A 16,418-nucleotide genomic window follows, 5' to 3' on the forward strand; every position below is an offset into this window, starting at 1 on the left:
TTTTTATAACGTCTCTTTGGTGATGATTTGCATCGTTTCACGACTGACTTGTTTGAGCAAGACAATCTTATTTTCTTCTACCAGTTTGGCCGCTTGGTCGTTAAAATGACGAATGGTATACAAGGTCACATCTTCGTTAAACTCTACTTTGAATTTCTTAGAGAGTTTGGCATTCAATTCCCCAAAATTGCCAAATTTGTCTTCTACGCAAACCGAGAAACTAATCGCTGAGTTTTGAATCAAATTCACTTTGATCTTGTATTGATGGAACAAAGCAAAGATTTCACTGATGTTTTCCTCCATAATAAATGAAAAATCAATAGAGGAAAGCGAAATCATCAACTGATTGCGTTTTACAATATAGCAAGGCATTTTAGGTTCCAAGTCTGCTCCTTTTGAAACTGAAGTCCCTTTCAATAAAGGATTTATAAAGGATTTAACATACAAAGGAATTTCCTTTTTCTGCAAAGGTTGTAAGGTTTTTGGGTGAATTACTGTGGCGCCGTAAAAAGCTAGTTCAATCGCTTCACGATAGGAAATCTGATGCAACAAACTTGCATTTTCAAAATACCTTGGGTCGGCATTCATCACTCCAGGAACGTCTTTCCAAATCGTTACGCTTTCGGCGTTCAAGCAATACGCAAAAATAGCCGCAGTATAATCCGAACCTTCTCTTCCTAAAGTGGTCGTAAAGTTATTCTCATCCGATCCTAAAAATCCTTGAGTGATGTTTAGGCTCTTTGATTTAATGGTTTTGGTAATATTCTTTTTGGTTTGCTCCCAATCTACTTCGGCATCACGATAATTGGCATTGGTTTTAATCAAATTACGAACATCTACCCATTGGGTTTCGATATCCATGAAGTTCATGAAGTAGCTCAATATGGTAGTCGAAATCAATTCGCCAAAACTTACCACTTGGTCGTACACAAAATTGTAATTTGGCGATTTGTTATGTGCCAAGAAATATTCTAATTCTGCAAACAACAAATTCACAGCACTAAAAACGGGATGGTTTTCATTTTCAAACAAATCCAAAATGATTTGATTGTGGTATTTTTTCACTTCTTGAACCGATGCGTTCAATTCAGGAGATTTCTCAAAGTAATTCTTGATCACGACTTCCAAAGCGTTAGTCGTTTTTCCCATGGCCGAAACCACCACTAATACATCATCAAATCCCACGGTTTGTAATACGTGGTGAACATTTTTGATCCCTTCGGCATCTTTGACCGAGGCTCCTCCAAATTTAAATACTCTCATGTTGTATGCTAAAATTGTAAACGAGTCTTTTCTATGTTCCGAAACGGAAAGACTTATTTTATGTTATTTATTTTTTCTCTAAAAAGGCATCAATGCCTTGTTGATCCATTTGTACCACGCGCCAATCGTCTAAAACTTTGGCTCCAGAATTCTCATAGAAATTGACGGCAGGCGTATTCCAGTCCAAAACATTCCATTCTATTCTTCGTACACCGTCAGTTTTACCTTGTTCTATGATGGCCGAGTACAATGCCGAGCCCAATCCAGTGCCGCGCATGCTTTCTTTGACCACCAAATCTTCTAAATGAATCGTTTTTCCTTTCCAAGTAGAATAGCGATAATAATATAAAGCGATGCCTACAATCTCTTGCTCTTTCTCGGCAACGAAAACTGAGAACAAAGGATGGGCTCCAAAACCATCTCGAATCAAGTCCTCCACAGTAATTACCACAGCTTCAGGTTCTTTTTCAAATACGGCTAGTTCTTTAATAAGCGCTAAAACACCGTTCATATCTGCTGCAGTTCCTTTTCGTATTATCATATTTTCTGATATTTAGGTTCTAAATTGACTAAAAAAACCGCTAAAAATACAATTTTTTTGTCGATTTTATTACAAAGATACAATAGTGATGAAGTATCTTCATAATTATCATTTCATTTTCACAAAAAAAACGATATTTGTGACTTCAAATTAACTACAACGATTTCGTAATGGAAGAACGCAACAAGACTTTAGGTGAATTTATCATCGAAAAACAAAACCAATTTCAGTACTCCTCGGGCGAATTGTCCCGAATCATCAACTCCATTCGCTTGGCAGCCAAAGTGGTCAACTATAAGGTGAACCAAGCCGGATTAGTAGATATAGTAGGAGCGGCTGGCGAACAAAACATTCAAGGCGAAGACCAACAAAAATTAGACGTCTATGCCAACGAAGTATTTATTCAAACCTTAATCAATCGTGAGATAGTATGCGGTATCGCCTCCGAAGAAAACGACGATTTCATCACCGTCGAAGGTTCGGACAGCAGTCACAACAACAAATATGTCGTATTGATGGATCCTTTGGATGGGTCTTCTAATATTGATGTAAACGTGTCGGTAGGAACTATTTTCTCCGTGTATCGTCGCGTTACGCCAATAGGAACTCCGGTAACTATCGAGGATTTCTTGCAACCAGGTATCAACCAAGTGGCGGCAGGTTATGTAATTTATGGTACCTCGACAATGTTGGTGTACACTACGGGTCACGGAGTAAACGGCTTTACGCTAAACCCCGCAATCGGTACATTCTATCTTTCGCACCCTAATATGCAATACCCAAAAGACGGAACCATTTATTCCATCAACGAAGGGAATTATGTGCATTTCCCACAAGGAGTCAAAGATTATATCAAATATTGCCAGCTCGAAGAAGGCGATCGCCCCTACACTTCGCGCTACATCGGAAGTTTGGTGTCCGATTTTCACCGAAACATGATTAAAGGTGGAATTTATTTGTACCCTACGAGTTCCAAAGCGCCCAACGGAAAATTGCGTTTGTTGTACGAATGCAATCCTATGGCTTTCCTTGCGGAACAAGCAGGTGCCAAAGCCTCGGATGGTTTTGGTCGCATTATGGAAATTCAACCTACAGAGTTGCACCAACGCGTACCCTTCTTTTGTGGCAGCTACAATATGGTCGAAAAAGCCGAAGAATTTATGGCAAAAGCAAAATAATCAGGAGCAAAACATCAGGCATTTTTAGGAAATATGGGTTCCTGCTCTCCGCTATATCTTTTGGGGCGAACCCCGCCCCAAAAGGATGCCGCTGCGATCAGGGCTATAAGAAAAACAATTCGCTTCTTTGTAAGCATAAAAAAGGATTCGACAAGTTTCCGTTTTGAATGTAAAAAAGCCTAATCAAAAGTCATTTTTATAGCTTTCATTCTATTGATAATTTTTGAATTGGCTCCAGCTTTGTCTTGAAGTGTCTTTTGAGTTGCAATAATTTTTGAATTGGCTCCAGCTTTAGCTTGGAACATCTTTTAAGTTGCAATAATTTTTGAATTGGCTCCAGCTTTAGCTGGAGATAAAGGAATAAATGTAAATTGGCTTTAGCCAAAATTCAATAATTTTGGCCAAAGCCTATAAAATCTAACAAATCTTATCCCTCCAACTAAAGTTGGAGGCAATTAAGACTTACACACAAAAAAATGCGACAATTCATACCCTATTAAAAAGAACAGAATTTGTCGTACTACCTCAAAAAAACCGGTAGCTGTAAAAAGCCACCGGTTTTCTGTTTTAAAATATTTTTCACTAAGAACTAACGACTAATCACTATTACTAATCACTATTACTAAGGACTAATCACTACTTATTCATATTCTTCATTTCAAAAATAAAAGTATCTAAGTCTACTTTCTTGTCAAGGAGTGTCAAAGCTTTGTTGACAATATAACCTACATTTCCTGGAGTAAAGCCTAGCGCTAAACCAAAACGCACCAACAGTCGTTCTTGTTTATCGCCCAAATGATGGTCTACGTGAACCATACGACCCAAATCATACAATCTTTCTAAACGCTCCACATACAAATAAGGAGGATTAATGTCATAGTTCAATGGGTTTTTTAAAATTTCGCGGTATTCCTCGGCAGAAATTTCCAAGCGAGAAGCCAGTTTGTCCAAAAAAGCTTGTTCTTCAGGGGTTGCATTTCCGTCTGCTAAAGCTACACGAACAATAGCTGAAAAATGACCTTTGTTGCGACTTTTGAATTCGTTATCAAATAAATCAGAAATTGACATAATAGTTGTTTTTATGGTTGTATTAAAGATACGAATTTTTTTAAAAAAAGTAGGAATGCCAGGTTGAAATAATCCACTATTGTACTTTAAAAATAGCAGTATCAAATGCTTTATTCAGCCTTAATCCCGAGAGTGTTGGAAAATTAGCAGCATTCAAACTTTATTTTCAATAAAAATTAGTGAATTAGTGGCAAGTTTTCGAACAACTCCTTTTCAAAAATTGTCGTAAGTTTACAGACCCTTAATCAAATTTATATAATTACCTATGTCAGAATTTTGGATTTATTTTCAAATCGGTTTACGCCACGTTTTAGATATTCATGCTTATGACCATGTTTTATTTTTAATCGCTTTGGCAGTTCCTTATTCGTTTAACGATTGGAAACGCATCTTGTTATTGGTTACTTTGTTTACAGTTGGTCATACGATGGCCTTGTTTTTGTCGGTGTACGGAATTGTAGCTATCAAAGTAAATGTAGTCGAGTTGTTGATTCCTATTACGATTTTGATTACCGCTTTGTTTAATTTGTTTACCGCTGGGAAGTCCAGCAAAAAAGAGAGTATTAATCTGGTGTTTTTTATCACTTTGTTCTTTGGAATCATTCATGGTTTAGGGTTTTCTAACTATTTCAAGACAATTTTAGGCGGAACGGCCAATTCCAAATTATTACCGCTGTGCGAGTTCGCTTTAGGAATAGAAGCGGCGCAGATTGCGGTAGTTTTTGTAGTTTTGGTACTGTCTTATATTGTACAAACGGTATTTAGATTCTCCAAAAGAGATTGGACTTTGGTCATGTCTTCTTTTATAATCGGTGTAGTGCTTCCAATGATTATTGAAAGTGAATTTTGGTTACGATAAAAATGAACGAAATAAAACTAAATAAATACGACAAAGCCTACTTGCGAATTGCGAGAGAATGGAGTTTGTTGTCGTATTGCAAACGCAAGCAAGTGGGAGCCATCATTGTAAAAGACCGAATGATTATTTCGGATGGTTACAACGGTACGCCTTCAGGATTTGAAAATTGTTGCGAAGACGACGAAGGATTAACACGTTGGGATGTATTGCACGCCGAAGCCAATGCTATTCTCAAAGTAGCTCGGTCAACACAATCTTGCGAAGGTGCCACCTTGTACATCACACTTTCTCCCTGCAAAGAGTGCAGTAAGTTGATTCACCAATCCGGAATTAAGAGAGTGGTCTACCAAAACGGATATCGTGATGATTCTGGCATACAATTTTTAATCAAAGCAGGCGTTGAGGTAATTCACATACCCAATTTAGACGACTAAATGAAATTCGAAAACAAATATTTGCCCATACTATTGAGCGCTACTTTAGCGCTTGGCGTTGGTATTGGCGGATGGCTTAATGTTTCGAGAGACCCTGGTTTGGTGGCTTCTAATGCGTCCAAATCAAAGTTGAATTCTTTGATTGATTTTATTAATAACGAATATGTAGACGATGTCAATACGGATTCTATTGTGAATTTAACAGTAGATAATATTTTGGCAAAGTTAGACCCTCATTCTGTTTATATTCCACCAAGCGTTCAAACGCAGGTTGCCGAGAGTATGAAAGGTGATTTTGTAGGTATTGGCATCAATTTTTACATGTACAAAGACACTGTTGCGGTCATAAAGCCTCTTGTTAATGGGCCTTCGGCAAAAGCAGGAATACAAGCGGGTGACCGATTGCTATACGCAGGAAAAACCAAATTATTTGGGCGTCATTTGCCTAGTGATAGTCTTTTTGCAAAACTAAAAGGTGCCGTTGGTTCAGATATTGAAGTGACGGTTTACCGAAAAACTACACGTCAGAAGCTGAAATTCAAAATAAAAAGAGCGGTAATTCCCCTGAAAAGTGTTGACGTCTCTTTGATGTTGAATCCTACAGTGGGTTATATCAAAATTAACCGTTTTTCTGAAACTACGTTTGCTGAATTTAATTCGGGATTGGCACAGTTGAAAAAGCAAGGTGCACAAACCTTGGTCTTGGATTTGCGTGACAATGGTGGAGGTTATATGGAAGAAGCCATTGCGATAGCCGACCATTTTTTAAAAGATAATGACTTGATTGTTTTTACCAAAAGTAAAAGCGGAACAATAGAAAAAACCTTCGCTACTGAAAAAGGGAATTTTGAATCGGGCAGATTATTCGTTTTAATCAACGAAAATAGTGCTTCTGCAAGTGAAATTCTAGCTGGAGCGATACAAGACAACGATAGAGGAACTATAGTAGGACGTCGTTCTTTTGGTAAAGGATTAGTACAACGCGAAATGGATTTTAAAGACGGTTCTGCCGTGCGTTTGACCGTGGCTAGATACTACACTCCTTCAGGACGTTCTATACAAAAACCTTATGCTAAAGGCAATACCGATTATTTTAAAGAATCAGAACACCGTTTTCTGAATGGCGAATTGTACCACAAAGACAGTATTAAGGTAGCTGATACTTTGAAGTTCAAAACCAAAAAAGGGAAACTAGTCTATGGCGGTGGCGGAATTGTTCCTGATGTTTTTGTACCCATAAGTGCTGAAAAGGACGAAGAAAATGCAGCAATTTTAGAACAATCCGGAATGGTGGGATATTTTGTTTTTGAAAAGTTGGATCAAGATCGGAAAGTGTTTAAAGGATTAACTTTTCAAGAATTTCAAGTGCAATACAATGCAGAAAAGTATTTTGACTTCTTTCAAGATTATCTTAGATCGAATGGCTTGTTGTTGCAATTAGAAAAGAGTAAGGCTGCAGTAAATCAATACATTAAGGCCGAATTTGCCAGACAATTATTCGGCGAAGAATATTTCTATCAAATCGTTTTGAAACATGATGAAATGGTTAAAAAAGTCTTGACTAAAAAATAAAATTAGCGAATGCTATCATGCGCATGAGTTTGAATGCCATTATTCCATAAAGTCAAAATATCCGTTGCTACAGCTGCGCCACTTCCAGCCGCAATAGCTAGTTGACTTCTCCAACCCGCTAGTGTACCTATAACATAAATCCCTTCCGAAACTTTGTGGTCTGTATTACGCAATTGTATGCGTTGTTTCTCAGGTAATGCTTTTTGGTGAGGTTCTACAAACTGCATCAAGCCTTCGATAGCAAATGTGTTGGCGGAACCAATACCCACAACAAGATTTCGGGCGGTATAAGTGCTTTTGTTAGTAAAGACTTTAAATTCAAGTCCCGAGGGAGAGGCAGAATCACTCTCAATTTTTATTACTTTTTCTTCAGGAATTTGAATGATATTAGGATAAGAAGTGCTCAAGTGTGAGAGACTTTGTGGTAACAAGTCGCTCCCTAGTGTTCCAGTAGGAATCCCATAGGCATTATTAAACAAGGCTTCTTGTAATGAAGAAGCTTTTTGATGGGTAAAAATCCCAATCTTTTTGTCTGAAACAAAGAATTTGTTTTGGGCGGAACCTAAAACTAAGGCGCAAGATACTCCCGAGACACCACCGCCAATGATGAGAACATCAAACATTAATAATTGCCATTTGTTTTTTCTTCAATCTTCTTTGAAATTCTAAAAATAAGAAGAATCAAAACTGCGCAAAAAGAGGCGCCAACCCCAATAAGAGCAACAGCACTTTTTCCTTCTAAGGGTTGAGAAAAATCTAACATGGTGATATTAAATATGATTAAAGCAACGGCTAAAAAAATTAAAATAGAGGTAAAGATTTTCATGGTATTTTTTATTAATTACAAACAACTATCTGATTATAAATTCTTAACAAGAAAGGTCGTTAAGGCATTCTATTCGTAAATTTAAATATTTTTTTATTAGACAAACAAGGCTTTAACATTAGCTGCGAATAATTTAACAGCTATTGCTAAAAGGACTACTCCAAAAGTTTTGCGAACCACTCCAAGTCCGTTTTTGCCCAACATTTTTTCAATTTTCCCCGAGGATTTTAGAACAACGTAAACCAAAATGATGTTTAAGATGATTCCGACAACAATATTAATGGTGTGGAATTGAGATCTTAAGGATAGCAAGGTCGTCATTGTACCCGCTCCTGCGATAAGTGGGAAAGCAATTGGAACAATAGAAGCAGAGTTCGCTTCTTCATCACGATACAAATGAATGCCCAAAATCATTTCAAGTGCCAAAAAGAAAAGAACAAATGATCCTGCCACAGCAAAAGAATGGACGTCTATGCCAATTAAGCTTAAAAATTCTTCACCAATGAATAAAAAAACAATCATGATCAAACCTGCTACTAAGGAGGCTTTTTCTGATTCGACATGACCGTGCTTGGCTCTTAAATTAATAATAATAGGAATTGAACCTACGATATCAATAACAGCAAATAACACCATGCCCACGGTAGCTACTTCTCTTAAATTGAATTCAAACATATCCTTGTTTTTGGTGTCAAAGTTAAAAATTTGTAGATAGTATTAACAAATTATCTTATGAAAACGTTTTCTTTAAATGGAGTTGCAATGTTTATTGGGGTTTTGGGTGTAGGGTAGGCGATTTAACGATCAAATTTAAGGGGCTTTTTGAGTTAAATGAAGTACAATTGTTAAAGAATAATTAAATAGAAATCGTGTGCTCGGGTTTGATTAACTTTGCCCAAAATTAAAAGAGCCTTGCTATCATGTTTCAATTAGGAAAAACCATCGTATCCGAAGATATACTCGAAAAAGAATTTGTATGTAATTTGTCAGCATGTAAAGGAGCTTGTTGTGTGGATGGTGATGCAGGTGCGCCATTGAGCGAGGAGGAAACTAAAATCTTAGAAGCGATTTATCCAAAAGTAAAGCCTTTTTTACGTAAACAAGGGATAGAAGCAATAGAAGCACAAGGCACTTGGCTTAAAGGAACGGATGGTGACTTAGAAACGCCTTTAATCGAAAATAAAGATTGTGCCTATGTGATTTTTGATGGAGCGACCGCGCTTTGCGGCATCGAACAAGCCTATAATCAAGGTGTAATTGATTGGAAAAAACCTGTTTCTTGTCATTTGTATCCAATACGAGTGAAAGATTTTAGTGATTTTGCAGCAGTCAATTATGACAAATGGGATATTTGTGATGATGCTTGTTCACTGGGCAAAGAACTCGAAGTGCCTGTGTACAAATTTGTGAAAGAAGCTCTCATTAGAAGGTTTGGTGAAAACTGGTATTTAGAGCTGGAGAAAGTAGCAAATGACTTAAAAAAATAAATCAAAAAAAATAATTTTTTTCTCTTGTATCTGAGTTTTTAAATCCTATATTTTACGGTGCTTCAGCCGTTTTGTTGAGATGCAAATTATTGAAATTCAATAGATTGAATCTTAATGTAGTAAAACTTTTAAAAAAACCATCTTTGTTAAAAACTAGGGGGGGATTGTGAATAAGTTTGGCTTTCAAACCACGCTTAATTTCACAATCTTTGTAATCCCCAAATGCATTAAAATTCGCTTAAAAATTAAAAAAAAAATAAATCATAAAAATGTCGCAATTAGAACCAATTTTACAAGAAAACAAAAATCGTTTCGTAATTTTTCCGATCAAACATCATGATATTTGGGAATGGTATAAGAAAATGGAAGCCAGTTTTTGGACGGCTGAAGAAATTGATTTATCACAAGACTTAAGTGATTGGAACAACAAATTAAGTGAGGATGAGAAATATTTTATCAAACACATTTTAGCTTTTTTTGCCGCTTCTGATGGTATTGTAAATGAGAATTTAGCTGAGAATTTTGTAAATGAAGTACAATACGCTGAGGCTAAATTTTTCTATGGTTTTCAAATTATGATGGAAAATATTCATAGTGAAACCTATTCTTTATTGATCGATACCTATGTGAAAGATGAAGTAGAGAAAAACCAATTGTTTACGGCGATTGAGGTTTTTCCAGCCATTATGAAAAAAGCACAATGGGCGTTAAAATGGATTGAGTCTGATTCATTTGCAGAGCGATTGATTGCTTTTGCCGCTGTTGAAGGGATTTTCTTTTCAGGAAGTTTTTGTTCTATTTTTTGGTTGAAAAAACGTGGCTTAATGCCAGGATTGACTTTTTCTAACGAGTTGATTTCTCGTGATGAAGGAGTTCACTGTGATTTCGCGGTACATTTACACAATCATCATTTGATTAATAAAGTTCCTAAAGAGCGAATAAGAGAAATTTTAGTTGACGCATTAAATATTGAAAGAGAGTTTATCACTGAATCACTTCCGGTAAGTTTGATTGGAATGAATGCGGGATTAATGACACAATATTTAGAATTCGTAACCGACCGTTTGTTGGTTGAGTTAGGTTGCGAAAGAGAATACAATACCACAAATCCTTTTGACTTCATGGATATGATTTCATTGCAAGGAAAAACCAATTTCTTTGAGAAAAAAGTAGCAGAATATCAGAAAGCGGGCGTAATGAACACAGACAGTGAAGCGCAAAAGATTTCATTCGACGCTGATTTTTAAAAAAGTGAAGTAGTATCGTTTAGTAATTAGAAGTAATTAGTTCTTTTTATTACCTATTAAATTTTGTCTTTTTTAGGCATTACTTACTAAGGTGATAAGGAATCCTTTGCCTCTAACAAATCAATGCATTCTAGGGATTAGTTTCCCAATTCAATTATTACAAATACCCTAAAATGGCAAAGGGATTTGCTGTTTTTTAAAACCAAAACTTATGTACGTAGTAAAAAGAGATGGCCACAAAGAGCCTGTAATGTTCGACAAAATCACAGATAGAATTAAAAAACTATGCTATGGTTTGAATGATTTAGTAGATGCTGTAAAAGTGGCTATGAGAGTTATAGAAGGCTTGTATGACGGTGTATCTACTTCTGAATTAGATAACTTAGCAGCCGAAACAGCTGCATCTATGACTATTGCGCATCCTGATTATGCTCAATTAGCCGCTCGTATTGCTATTTCTAATTTACATAAAAACACTAACAAATCGTTCTCAGAGACCATGAACGAAATGTATCATTACGTAAACCCTAGAAATGGTCAAAAGGCACCCTTGCTTTCGGATGAAGTACATAAAGTAATCATGGAAAATGCTGAATTCTTGAATTCTCATATCATTTATAACCGTGATTTTAATTATGATTATTTTGGTTTTAAAACTTTAGAGCGTTCTTATTTGTTAAAGATTAATGGCAAAATTGTAGAGCGTCCACAACACATGTTGATGCGTGTTTCTGTTGGTATTCATTTAAACGATTTAGAATCGGTTATTGAAACCTACGACTTAATGTCTAAAAAATTCTTTACGCACGCAACGCCAACTTTATTTAATGCCGGAACACCAAAGCCTCAAATGTCTTCTTGTTTCCTTTTAGCAATGCAAGACGATAGTATTGATGGAATTTATGATACGTTGAAACAGACGGCTAAAATTTCACAATCTGCTGGAGGAATTGGACTTTCTATTCATAATGTGAGAGCTACAGGTTCTTATATTCGCGGTACGAATGGTACTTCAAACGGGATTGTTCCTATGTTGCGTGTATTCAACGATACCGCTCGTTATGTTGACCAAGGAGGAGGAAAACGTAAAGGGAGTTTTGCAATTTATATCGAAACTTGGCATGCTGACATCTTTGAATTTTTGGATTTAAAGAAAAACACAGGAAAAGAAGAAATGCGTGCCAGAGATTTATTCTTTGCTATGTGGACTTCAGATTTATTCATGAAACGTGTACAAGAAGATGCACACTGGACGTTAATGTGTCCAAACGAATGCCCTGGATTGTATGATGTATATGGTGACGAATTCGAAGCTATGTATGTCGATTATGAAAACAGAGGAAAAGGAAGAAAAACCATCAAAGCTAGAGAACTGTGGGAAAAAATCCTTGAATCTCAAATCGAGACTGGTACGCCTTATATGTTGTATAAAGACGCCGCTAACCGTAAATCGAATCAAAAAAACCTTGGTACGATTCGTTCCTCTAACTTGTGTACCGAAATTATGGAGTACACCTCAAAAGATGAAATTGCGGTATGTAACCTAGCGTCTATTTCGTTACCAATGTTTGTTGAAAACGGAAAATTCAATCATGAATTAATGTTTAAAGTAACCAAACGTGTAACCCGAAATTTAAATAAAGTAATTGATAGGAATTACTATCCCGTAAAAGAAGCAGAAAATTCCAACATGCGTCACCGTCCAGTGGGATTGGGAGTACAAGGTTTAGCCGATGCTTTTATTATGTTACGCATGCCTTTTACAAGCGACGAAGCAAAGAAATTGAATCAAGAAATTTTTGAAACACTATACTTTGCAGCGGTTACTGCTTCTATGGAAATGGCTAAAGAGGAAGGCCCTTATTCTACCTTTGAAGGTTCACCAATTTCTCAAGGAGAGTTCCAACACAACCTTTGGGGATTGAAAGACGAAGAATTATCCGGAAGATGGGATTGGGCGTCTTTAAGAAAAGAAGTTATGCAATATGGCGTTAGAAATTCACTATTGGTGGCACCTATGCCAACAGCATCTACTTCTCAAATTCTAGGAAACAACGAAGCGTTTGAACCTTACACTTCTAATATTTACACAAGACGTGTACTTTCTGGAGAGTTTATTGTAGTAAACAAGCATTTATTGCATGACTTGGTAGAGCGTGGTTTATGGAACGAAACGTTGAAACAAGAAATCATGAGAAATAATGGTTCAGTACAAAATATTGAAGCGGTTCCTCAAGATTTAAAAGATTTGTACAAAACAGTTTGGGAAATGTCCATGAAAGACATTATCGATATGTCACGTCAAAGAGGTTATTTTATTGACCAATCACAGTCACTGAACTTGTTCATGCAAGATGCTAATTACTCAAAATTAACTTCTATGCATTTCTATGCTTGGCAATCAGGATTAAAAACCGGAATGTACTATTTGAGAACCAAAGCAGCTGTAGATGCTATTAAGTTCACTTTGAATAATGACAAAAAAGAAGAGGCAATTCCAGAAAGTAAACCTAAAGCAAGACCCCTTGAAGCGGTTGAAATCGAAACAGTAGAAATGACTCCTGAAGAATACAGAGCTATGATTGAATTGGCCAAAAACGCAGGGCCAGACGATTGCGAAATGTGTGGGTCTTAATTGATAAATCCATCGAGAAAAATGAAAACAGCTATCCAAATCGATAGCTGTTTTTTTTATACTTTTGCACCTACAACCTCTAATTCAATCCTTTTGAGTTTATTATATTTTACGGACCGAAGTAATGTCCTCCTTGAAGATGTTGTCTTTAATGAAGCTGTCTCACAACAAATCCATCAATTTTTAAAGGAGTATCAATTTCGAAAAGTACTCGAACAATATGATTTACCTGTAGCCAATAAAATGTTACTTTATGGCAAAACAGGTTGTGGAAAAACGTTGACTGCCAAAGCCATTGCTAAAAAATTAAACAAGAAGCTAATTATTGTCAACCTCTCTAGAATTGTTTCGTCTAAATTAGGGGAAACCTCCAAAAATATCGAAGGTTTATTTAAAGAAGTACAGTACGAAAGTGCAGTGTTGTTTTTTGATGAGTTTGATTCTTTAGGGCAAATAAGGGATTATGACAACAAAGACAATACAGAGATGAAACGCGTGGTCAATTCCATTATTCAGTTGATTGATAGTTTTCCGAGTCGTTCTGTTTTAATTGCTGCTACGAATCAAATTCAAATGATAGACGAGGCCTTAGTGCGTCGCTTTGAATTACAACTTGAGTTTACAGCACCCAACTCAGCTGTTTTAGATAGGTATTATGATACGTTACTTCAAAAGTATCCGCTCCAATTTCAAAAAATGGAACGCTTGTACGACATTACTTTTGCTGAAGCAAAAAACCATTTACTACAATCAGTGAAAAATAATGTGATTCAAGACGCTATTGCGAATCATCCTCAGGATTTATCCGAATAGAAATATAAAACCAATCGTATTTGTATATTTGACAACTAATCATGCACAAAATAAAATGAACTGGGAACAACTATTATCATTAAAACGTCAAGGCGACACAGGAAAGCGTTTGCGAATCGAACAAGATGAAACTCGTTTGGGGTTTGAAGTAGATTATGATCGCATCATTTTTTCGTCTGCTTTCAGAAGTTTGCAAGACAAAACTCAGGTAATTCCTTTATCTAAAACCGATTTTGTGCATACTCGTTTGACGCATAGTCTAGAGGTTTCTGTGGTAGGACGTTCTTTGGGAAGATTGGTAGGAAAAAAAATAATCGAAAAATATCCTCACTTACAAGAGATTCATGGCTATCAAATGAATGATTTTGGTGCCATTGTTGCTGCTGCTTCTCTCGCTCACGACATTGGTAATCCACCGTTTGGACATTCTGGTGAAAAAGCAATTGGAGAGTATTTTTCAATTGGAAAAGGACAACAATATATAAATCAATTAACTCCTAAGCAATGGCAAGATTTGGTCGATTTTGAAGGTAATGCTAATGGGTTTTCAGTATTGAATAGTTCTCGTCCAGGAGTCGAAGGAGGAATTCGACTTTCGTTTGCTACGTTAGGTGCTTTTATGAAATATCCCAAAGAGAGTTTACCAAAGAAGCCGACCAAAAATATTGCCGATAAAAAATATGGTTTCTTTCAAACCGATAAAGATTTTTTTCAAGAAGTAGCTTTAGAAATGGGAATGATTCCCAACAAAAACAATCCAGATATTGGTTTCGAAAGACATCCATTGGCGTATTTGGTCGAAGCTGCCGATGATATTTGCTATACAATTATTGATTTTGAAGACGGAATCAATTTGGGATTGATTTCAGAAGATTTTGCATTAGAATATTTAATCAAATTGGTAAAAGACAGCATTGATACTTCTAAATATAAAACCTTAGCAACAAAAGAGGATAGAATTAGTTACTTACGCGCCTTAGCAATAGGAAGTTTGATAAATGATGCCGTAAAAGTCTTTATCGAAAACGAAAACAGTATTTTGGAAGGAAATTTTCCTTTTGCTCTAATGGATAAAAGCAAATACAAAGCGCAAATGGATGATATCATCAAAATTAGTGTCAAGAATATTTATCAGAGCAGAGAAGTGATTGAAAAAGAGTTGGTGGGTTATCAAATCATTCAGACCCTATTGGATAAATTTATTGTGGCTTTTAATAATAAATTTGAAGGTAAGGCTTCCAATTACGACCAGCTAATTTTAAAAATGCTTCCAGAAAAGCACCATCTCGAAAAAGAAAATCTTTACGAGCGCTTATTACACATCTGCCATTATATTTCGATGTTGACAGATGGGAATGCTTTAAAAATTTATGAAACCCTGCAGGGAAGAAAGCGTGATTGATTTCTAAAAAGCATAAGCTAAACCAACTCCTAATACTTGTTTCATTTGCATTTTAGGTCCTTCGGTGATTTCTACGCCATCCTTTTCGCTTTTTGCTTTGATGTCATCATCATAAATAATTTGCGTCCCTATATTGGCCTTAACGTATTTATTCACGACTAATTCCAGTTGAATATTCCAGTCGACATCAACATTTCCAAAATTATTTACGTAATCAGAATAGAGGATAAGACGGTTGTCTAGTATGATGTTTTTGAAAATTTCTTTCTTGATCTGGTATTGTAGTAAAAGACCTAACTCAGTTTTTGTTCTTTTTCCTTTTCTGATTAAAATATTGTTTTCGTCATAAACGGCACCATCAACACCAAAAGCACCTTGATCAGCCAATCTTTGGTCTAATACAAAGGTTTTTTTCATGGTAAAAGGTGAAATGTAGTAAGAATATTTTTTGTCCTTATTTATGTTTTCAGCACCAAGACCCATAAAAACATAGGCAGGAGCGAAAAATCGTGAAATAGCTACTTCTTTGTTTGGATACGAATAACCATCAGTAAATTGTGTATTAAAGTTGTATTTGGCCGAATAATACCAATTGGTCAAGGTGTCGCGTCTGTATCCAAAGGTAGAGTTGATGAGTATAGCATCATCCGTTTTTCTTAATTCGATGCCATCTTGCTTATTTAAACCATATCGAACAATGAGTTCGTTTTGCCATTTAAATTTTTCACGGGTATATACTCGGGTGAAATTCCCTTTTACCAACCCTGATATAGAACTTGTTCCCCCTGCGTTCCAGTTTAGAAATGATATTTGGGTGATGTCAAAACCTAATTTATTTGTTTTAATCCAATTTGAAATTCCCAATGTGTTTACGGATGTTTTTCTAATAGTAGGAGCTTTTAATGGTGGCAATGTTTTGGGAATTACAAAAGGCCTAAAGGTAGGTTTTGTTGTTGGTGTTAGAATGAACAAGGTGTCCTTTTCTTCTTCTGATACCGGGATTTCTTGGCTATAATTTTGCAAAGAAAAGCTTATTAAAAAAAGTAATAAAATATGATTCTGTATAAATTTCATTATAAACTATTTAGTAATT

17 protein-coding genes are annotated in these 16,418 nt (G+C 36.0%); 9 read left to right on the top strand and 8 right to left on the bottom strand.

Annotation, left to right across the window (positions count from 1 at the left end):
* Positions 1 to 3 precede the first annotated feature (3 nt).
* The gene (locus tag AO58_RS0111845) at positions 4 to 1,263 is read right to left on the bottom strand and encodes an aspartate kinase (RefSeq protein ID WP_024981912.1); all 1,260 of its coding nucleotides are present in this window, start codon (positions 1,261 to 1,263) and stop codon (positions 4 to 6) included.
* A gap of 67 nt (positions 1,264 to 1,330) precedes the next feature.
* A complete protein-coding gene (locus tag AO58_RS0111850) occupies positions 1,331 to 1,804 on the bottom strand; it encodes a GNAT family N-acetyltransferase (RefSeq protein ID WP_024981913.1) in 474 nt (157 codons plus the stop codon).
* Positions 1,805 to 1,974: 170 nt separating this feature from the next.
* Here AO58_RS0111850 and fbp point away from each other — a divergent pair, with 170 nt between their 5' ends.
* Positions 1,975 to 2,982, top strand: a complete 1,008-nt coding sequence (gene fbp, locus AO58_RS0111855) for a class 1 fructose-bisphosphatase (protein ID WP_024981914.1) — start codon at positions 1,975 to 1,977, stop codon at positions 2,980 to 2,982.
* A gap of 179 nt (positions 2,983 to 3,161) precedes the next feature.
* Here fbp and AO58_RS18310 read toward each other — a convergent pair whose 3' ends face one another.
* Positions 3,162 to 3,287 (bottom strand): hypothetical protein, encoded by a 126-nt coding sequence (locus AO58_RS18310; RefSeq protein ID WP_255211334.1) that lies wholly within the window; start codon positions 3,285 to 3,287, stop codon positions 3,162 to 3,164.
* Positions 3,288 to 3,618: 331 nt separating this feature from the next.
* Positions 3,619 to 4,050, bottom strand: a complete 432-nt coding sequence (locus tag AO58_RS0111870; RefSeq protein ID WP_024981915.1) for a tellurite resistance TerB family protein — start codon at positions 4,048 to 4,050, stop codon at positions 3,619 to 3,621.
* Positions 4,051 to 4,315: 265 nt separating this feature from the next.
* On the opposite strand from AO58_RS0111870, the gene AO58_RS0111875 reads away from it, so the two are divergent.
* Genes AO58_RS0111875 through AO58_RS0111885 form a run of 3 tightly spaced genes read left to right on the top strand, consistent with a single transcriptional unit; the run spans position 4,316 to position 6,915 of the window.
* The gene (locus AO58_RS0111875; RefSeq protein ID WP_024981916.1) at positions 4,316 to 4,909 is read left to right on the top strand and encodes a HupE/UreJ family protein; all 594 of its coding nucleotides are present in this window, start codon (positions 4,316 to 4,318) and stop codon (positions 4,907 to 4,909) included.
* Positions 4,910 to 4,911: 2 nt separating this feature from the next.
* Positions 4,912 to 5,343: a deoxycytidylate deaminase gene (locus tag AO58_RS0111880; protein ID WP_024981917.1), complete on the top strand. Its 432-nt coding sequence runs from the start codon at positions 4,912 to 4,914 to the stop codon at positions 5,341 to 5,343.
* Positions 5,344 to 6,915 carry a S41 family peptidase gene (locus AO58_RS0111885; protein WP_024981918.1) on the top strand — a complete coding sequence of 524 codons (1,572 nt, stop codon included), beginning with the start codon at positions 5,344 to 5,346 and terminating at the stop codon, positions 6,913 to 6,915.
* Between the two features lie 2 nt (positions 6,916 to 6,917).
* Here AO58_RS0111885 and AO58_RS0111890 read toward each other — a convergent pair whose 3' ends face one another.
* From AO58_RS0111890 to AO58_RS0111900, 3 genes are all read right to left on the bottom strand, one after another.
* On the bottom strand, positions 6,918 to 7,538 hold the full coding sequence (locus AO58_RS0111890; protein WP_024981919.1) for an FAD-dependent oxidoreductase: 621 nt from the start codon (positions 7,536 to 7,538) through the stop codon (positions 6,918 to 6,920).
* The gene (locus AO58_RS0111895; protein WP_024981920.1) at positions 7,538 to 7,741 is read right to left on the bottom strand and encodes a hypothetical protein; all 204 of its coding nucleotides are present in this window, start codon (positions 7,739 to 7,741) and stop codon (positions 7,538 to 7,540) included. Before AO58_RS0111895 ends, AO58_RS0111890 begins: the two co-directional genes overlap by 1 nt.
* A gap of 96 nt (positions 7,742 to 7,837) precedes the next feature.
* Positions 7,838 to 8,416, bottom strand: coding sequence for a MarC family protein (locus AO58_RS0111900; protein WP_024981921.1), 579 nt, complete (start codon positions 8,414 to 8,416; stop codon positions 7,838 to 7,840).
* Positions 8,417 to 8,661: 245 nt separating this feature from the next.
* On the opposite strand from AO58_RS0111900, the gene AO58_RS0111905 reads away from it, so the two are divergent.
* The 5 genes from AO58_RS0111905 (at position 8,662) to AO58_RS0111930 (ending at position 15,325) form a co-directional block, all read left to right on the top strand.
* Positions 8,662 to 9,228: a DUF3109 family protein gene (locus AO58_RS0111905; protein WP_024981922.1), complete on the top strand. Its 567-nt coding sequence runs from the start codon at positions 8,662 to 8,664 to the stop codon at positions 9,226 to 9,228.
* Positions 9,229 to 9,497: 269 nt separating this feature from the next.
* Positions 9,498 to 10,475 (top strand): ribonucleotide-diphosphate reductase subunit beta, encoded by a 978-nt coding sequence (locus tag AO58_RS0111915; RefSeq protein WP_024981923.1) that lies wholly within the window; start codon positions 9,498 to 9,500, stop codon positions 10,473 to 10,475.
* A gap of 211 nt (positions 10,476 to 10,686) precedes the next feature.
* Positions 10,687 to 13,110: a ribonucleoside-diphosphate reductase subunit alpha gene (locus AO58_RS0111920; protein WP_024981924.1), complete on the top strand. Its 2,424-nt coding sequence runs from the start codon at positions 10,687 to 10,689 to the stop codon at positions 13,108 to 13,110.
* A gap of 93 nt (positions 13,111 to 13,203) precedes the next feature.
* The gene (locus AO58_RS0111925; RefSeq protein ID WP_024981925.1) at positions 13,204 to 13,923 is read left to right on the top strand and encodes an AAA family ATPase; all 720 of its coding nucleotides are present in this window, start codon (positions 13,204 to 13,206) and stop codon (positions 13,921 to 13,923) included.
* Positions 13,924 to 13,978: 55 nt separating this feature from the next.
* Positions 13,979 to 15,325 (top strand): deoxyguanosinetriphosphate triphosphohydrolase, encoded by a 1,347-nt coding sequence (locus AO58_RS0111930; RefSeq protein ID WP_024981926.1) that lies wholly within the window; start codon positions 13,979 to 13,981, stop codon positions 15,323 to 15,325.
* Between the two features lie 3 nt (positions 15,326 to 15,328).
* On the opposite strand, the gene AO58_RS0111935 is transcribed toward AO58_RS0111930, so the two are convergent.
* Positions 15,329 to 16,399: a DUF3078 domain-containing protein gene (locus AO58_RS0111935; RefSeq protein ID WP_024981927.1), complete on the bottom strand. Its 1,071-nt coding sequence runs from the start codon at positions 16,397 to 16,399 to the stop codon at positions 15,329 to 15,331.
* Between the last annotated feature and the right edge of the window lie 19 nt (positions 16,400 to 16,418).

The sequence above is a fragment of the Flavobacterium succinicans LMG 10402 genome (genome assembly GCF_000611675.1).
Classification (GTDB): Bacteria; Bacteroidota; Bacteroidia; order Flavobacteriales; family Flavobacteriaceae; genus Flavobacterium; species Flavobacterium succinicans.

Bases quoted from the DNA above. Each gene is read 5' to 3' on its own strand.
- AO58_RS0111845 (WP_024981912.1), bottom strand. From the start codon at position 1,263: ATGAGAGTATTTAAATTTGGAGGAGCCTCGGTCAAAGATGCCGAAGGG.
- AO58_RS0111850 (WP_024981913.1), bottom strand. From the start codon at position 1,804: ATGATAATACGAAAAGGAACTGCAGCAGATATGAACGGTGTTTTAGCG.
- fbp (WP_024981914.1), top strand. From the start codon at position 1,975: ATGGAAGAACGCAACAAGACTTTAGGTGAATTTATCATCGAAAAACAA.
- AO58_RS18310 (WP_255211334.1), bottom strand. From the start codon at position 3,287: ATGTTCCAAGCTAAAGCTGGAGCCAATTCAAAAATTATTGCAACTCAA.
- AO58_RS0111870 (WP_024981915.1), bottom strand. From the start codon at position 4,050: ATGTCAATTTCTGATTTATTTGATAACGAATTCAAAAGTCGCAACAAA.
- AO58_RS0111875 (WP_024981916.1), top strand. From the start codon at position 4,316: ATGTCAGAATTTTGGATTTATTTTCAAATCGGTTTACGCCACGTTTTA.
- AO58_RS0111880 (WP_024981917.1), top strand. From the start codon at position 4,912: ATGAACGAAATAAAACTAAATAAATACGACAAAGCCTACTTGCGAATT.
- AO58_RS0111885 (WP_024981918.1), top strand. From the start codon at position 5,344: ATGAAATTCGAAAACAAATATTTGCCCATACTATTGAGCGCTACTTTA.
- AO58_RS0111890 (WP_024981919.1), bottom strand. From the start codon at position 7,538: ATGTTTGATGTTCTCATCATTGGCGGTGGTGTCTCGGGAGTATCTTGC.
- AO58_RS0111895 (WP_024981920.1), bottom strand. From the start codon at position 7,741: ATGAAAATCTTTACCTCTATTTTAATTTTTTTAGCCGTTGCTTTAATC.
- AO58_RS0111900 (WP_024981921.1), bottom strand. From the start codon at position 8,416: ATGTTTGAATTCAATTTAAGAGAAGTAGCTACCGTGGGCATGGTGTTA.
- AO58_RS0111905 (WP_024981922.1), top strand. From the start codon at position 8,662: ATGTTTCAATTAGGAAAAACCATCGTATCCGAAGATATACTCGAAAAA.
- AO58_RS0111915 (WP_024981923.1), top strand. From the start codon at position 9,498: ATGTCGCAATTAGAACCAATTTTACAAGAAAACAAAAATCGTTTCGTA.
- AO58_RS0111920 (WP_024981924.1), top strand. From the start codon at position 10,687: ATGTACGTAGTAAAAAGAGATGGCCACAAAGAGCCTGTAATGTTCGAC.
- AO58_RS0111930 (WP_024981926.1), top strand. From the start codon at position 13,979: ATGAACTGGGAACAACTATTATCATTAAAACGTCAAGGCGACACAGGA.
- AO58_RS0111935 (WP_024981927.1), bottom strand. From the start codon at position 16,399: ATGAAATTTATACAGAATCATATTTTATTACTTTTTTTAATAAGCTTT.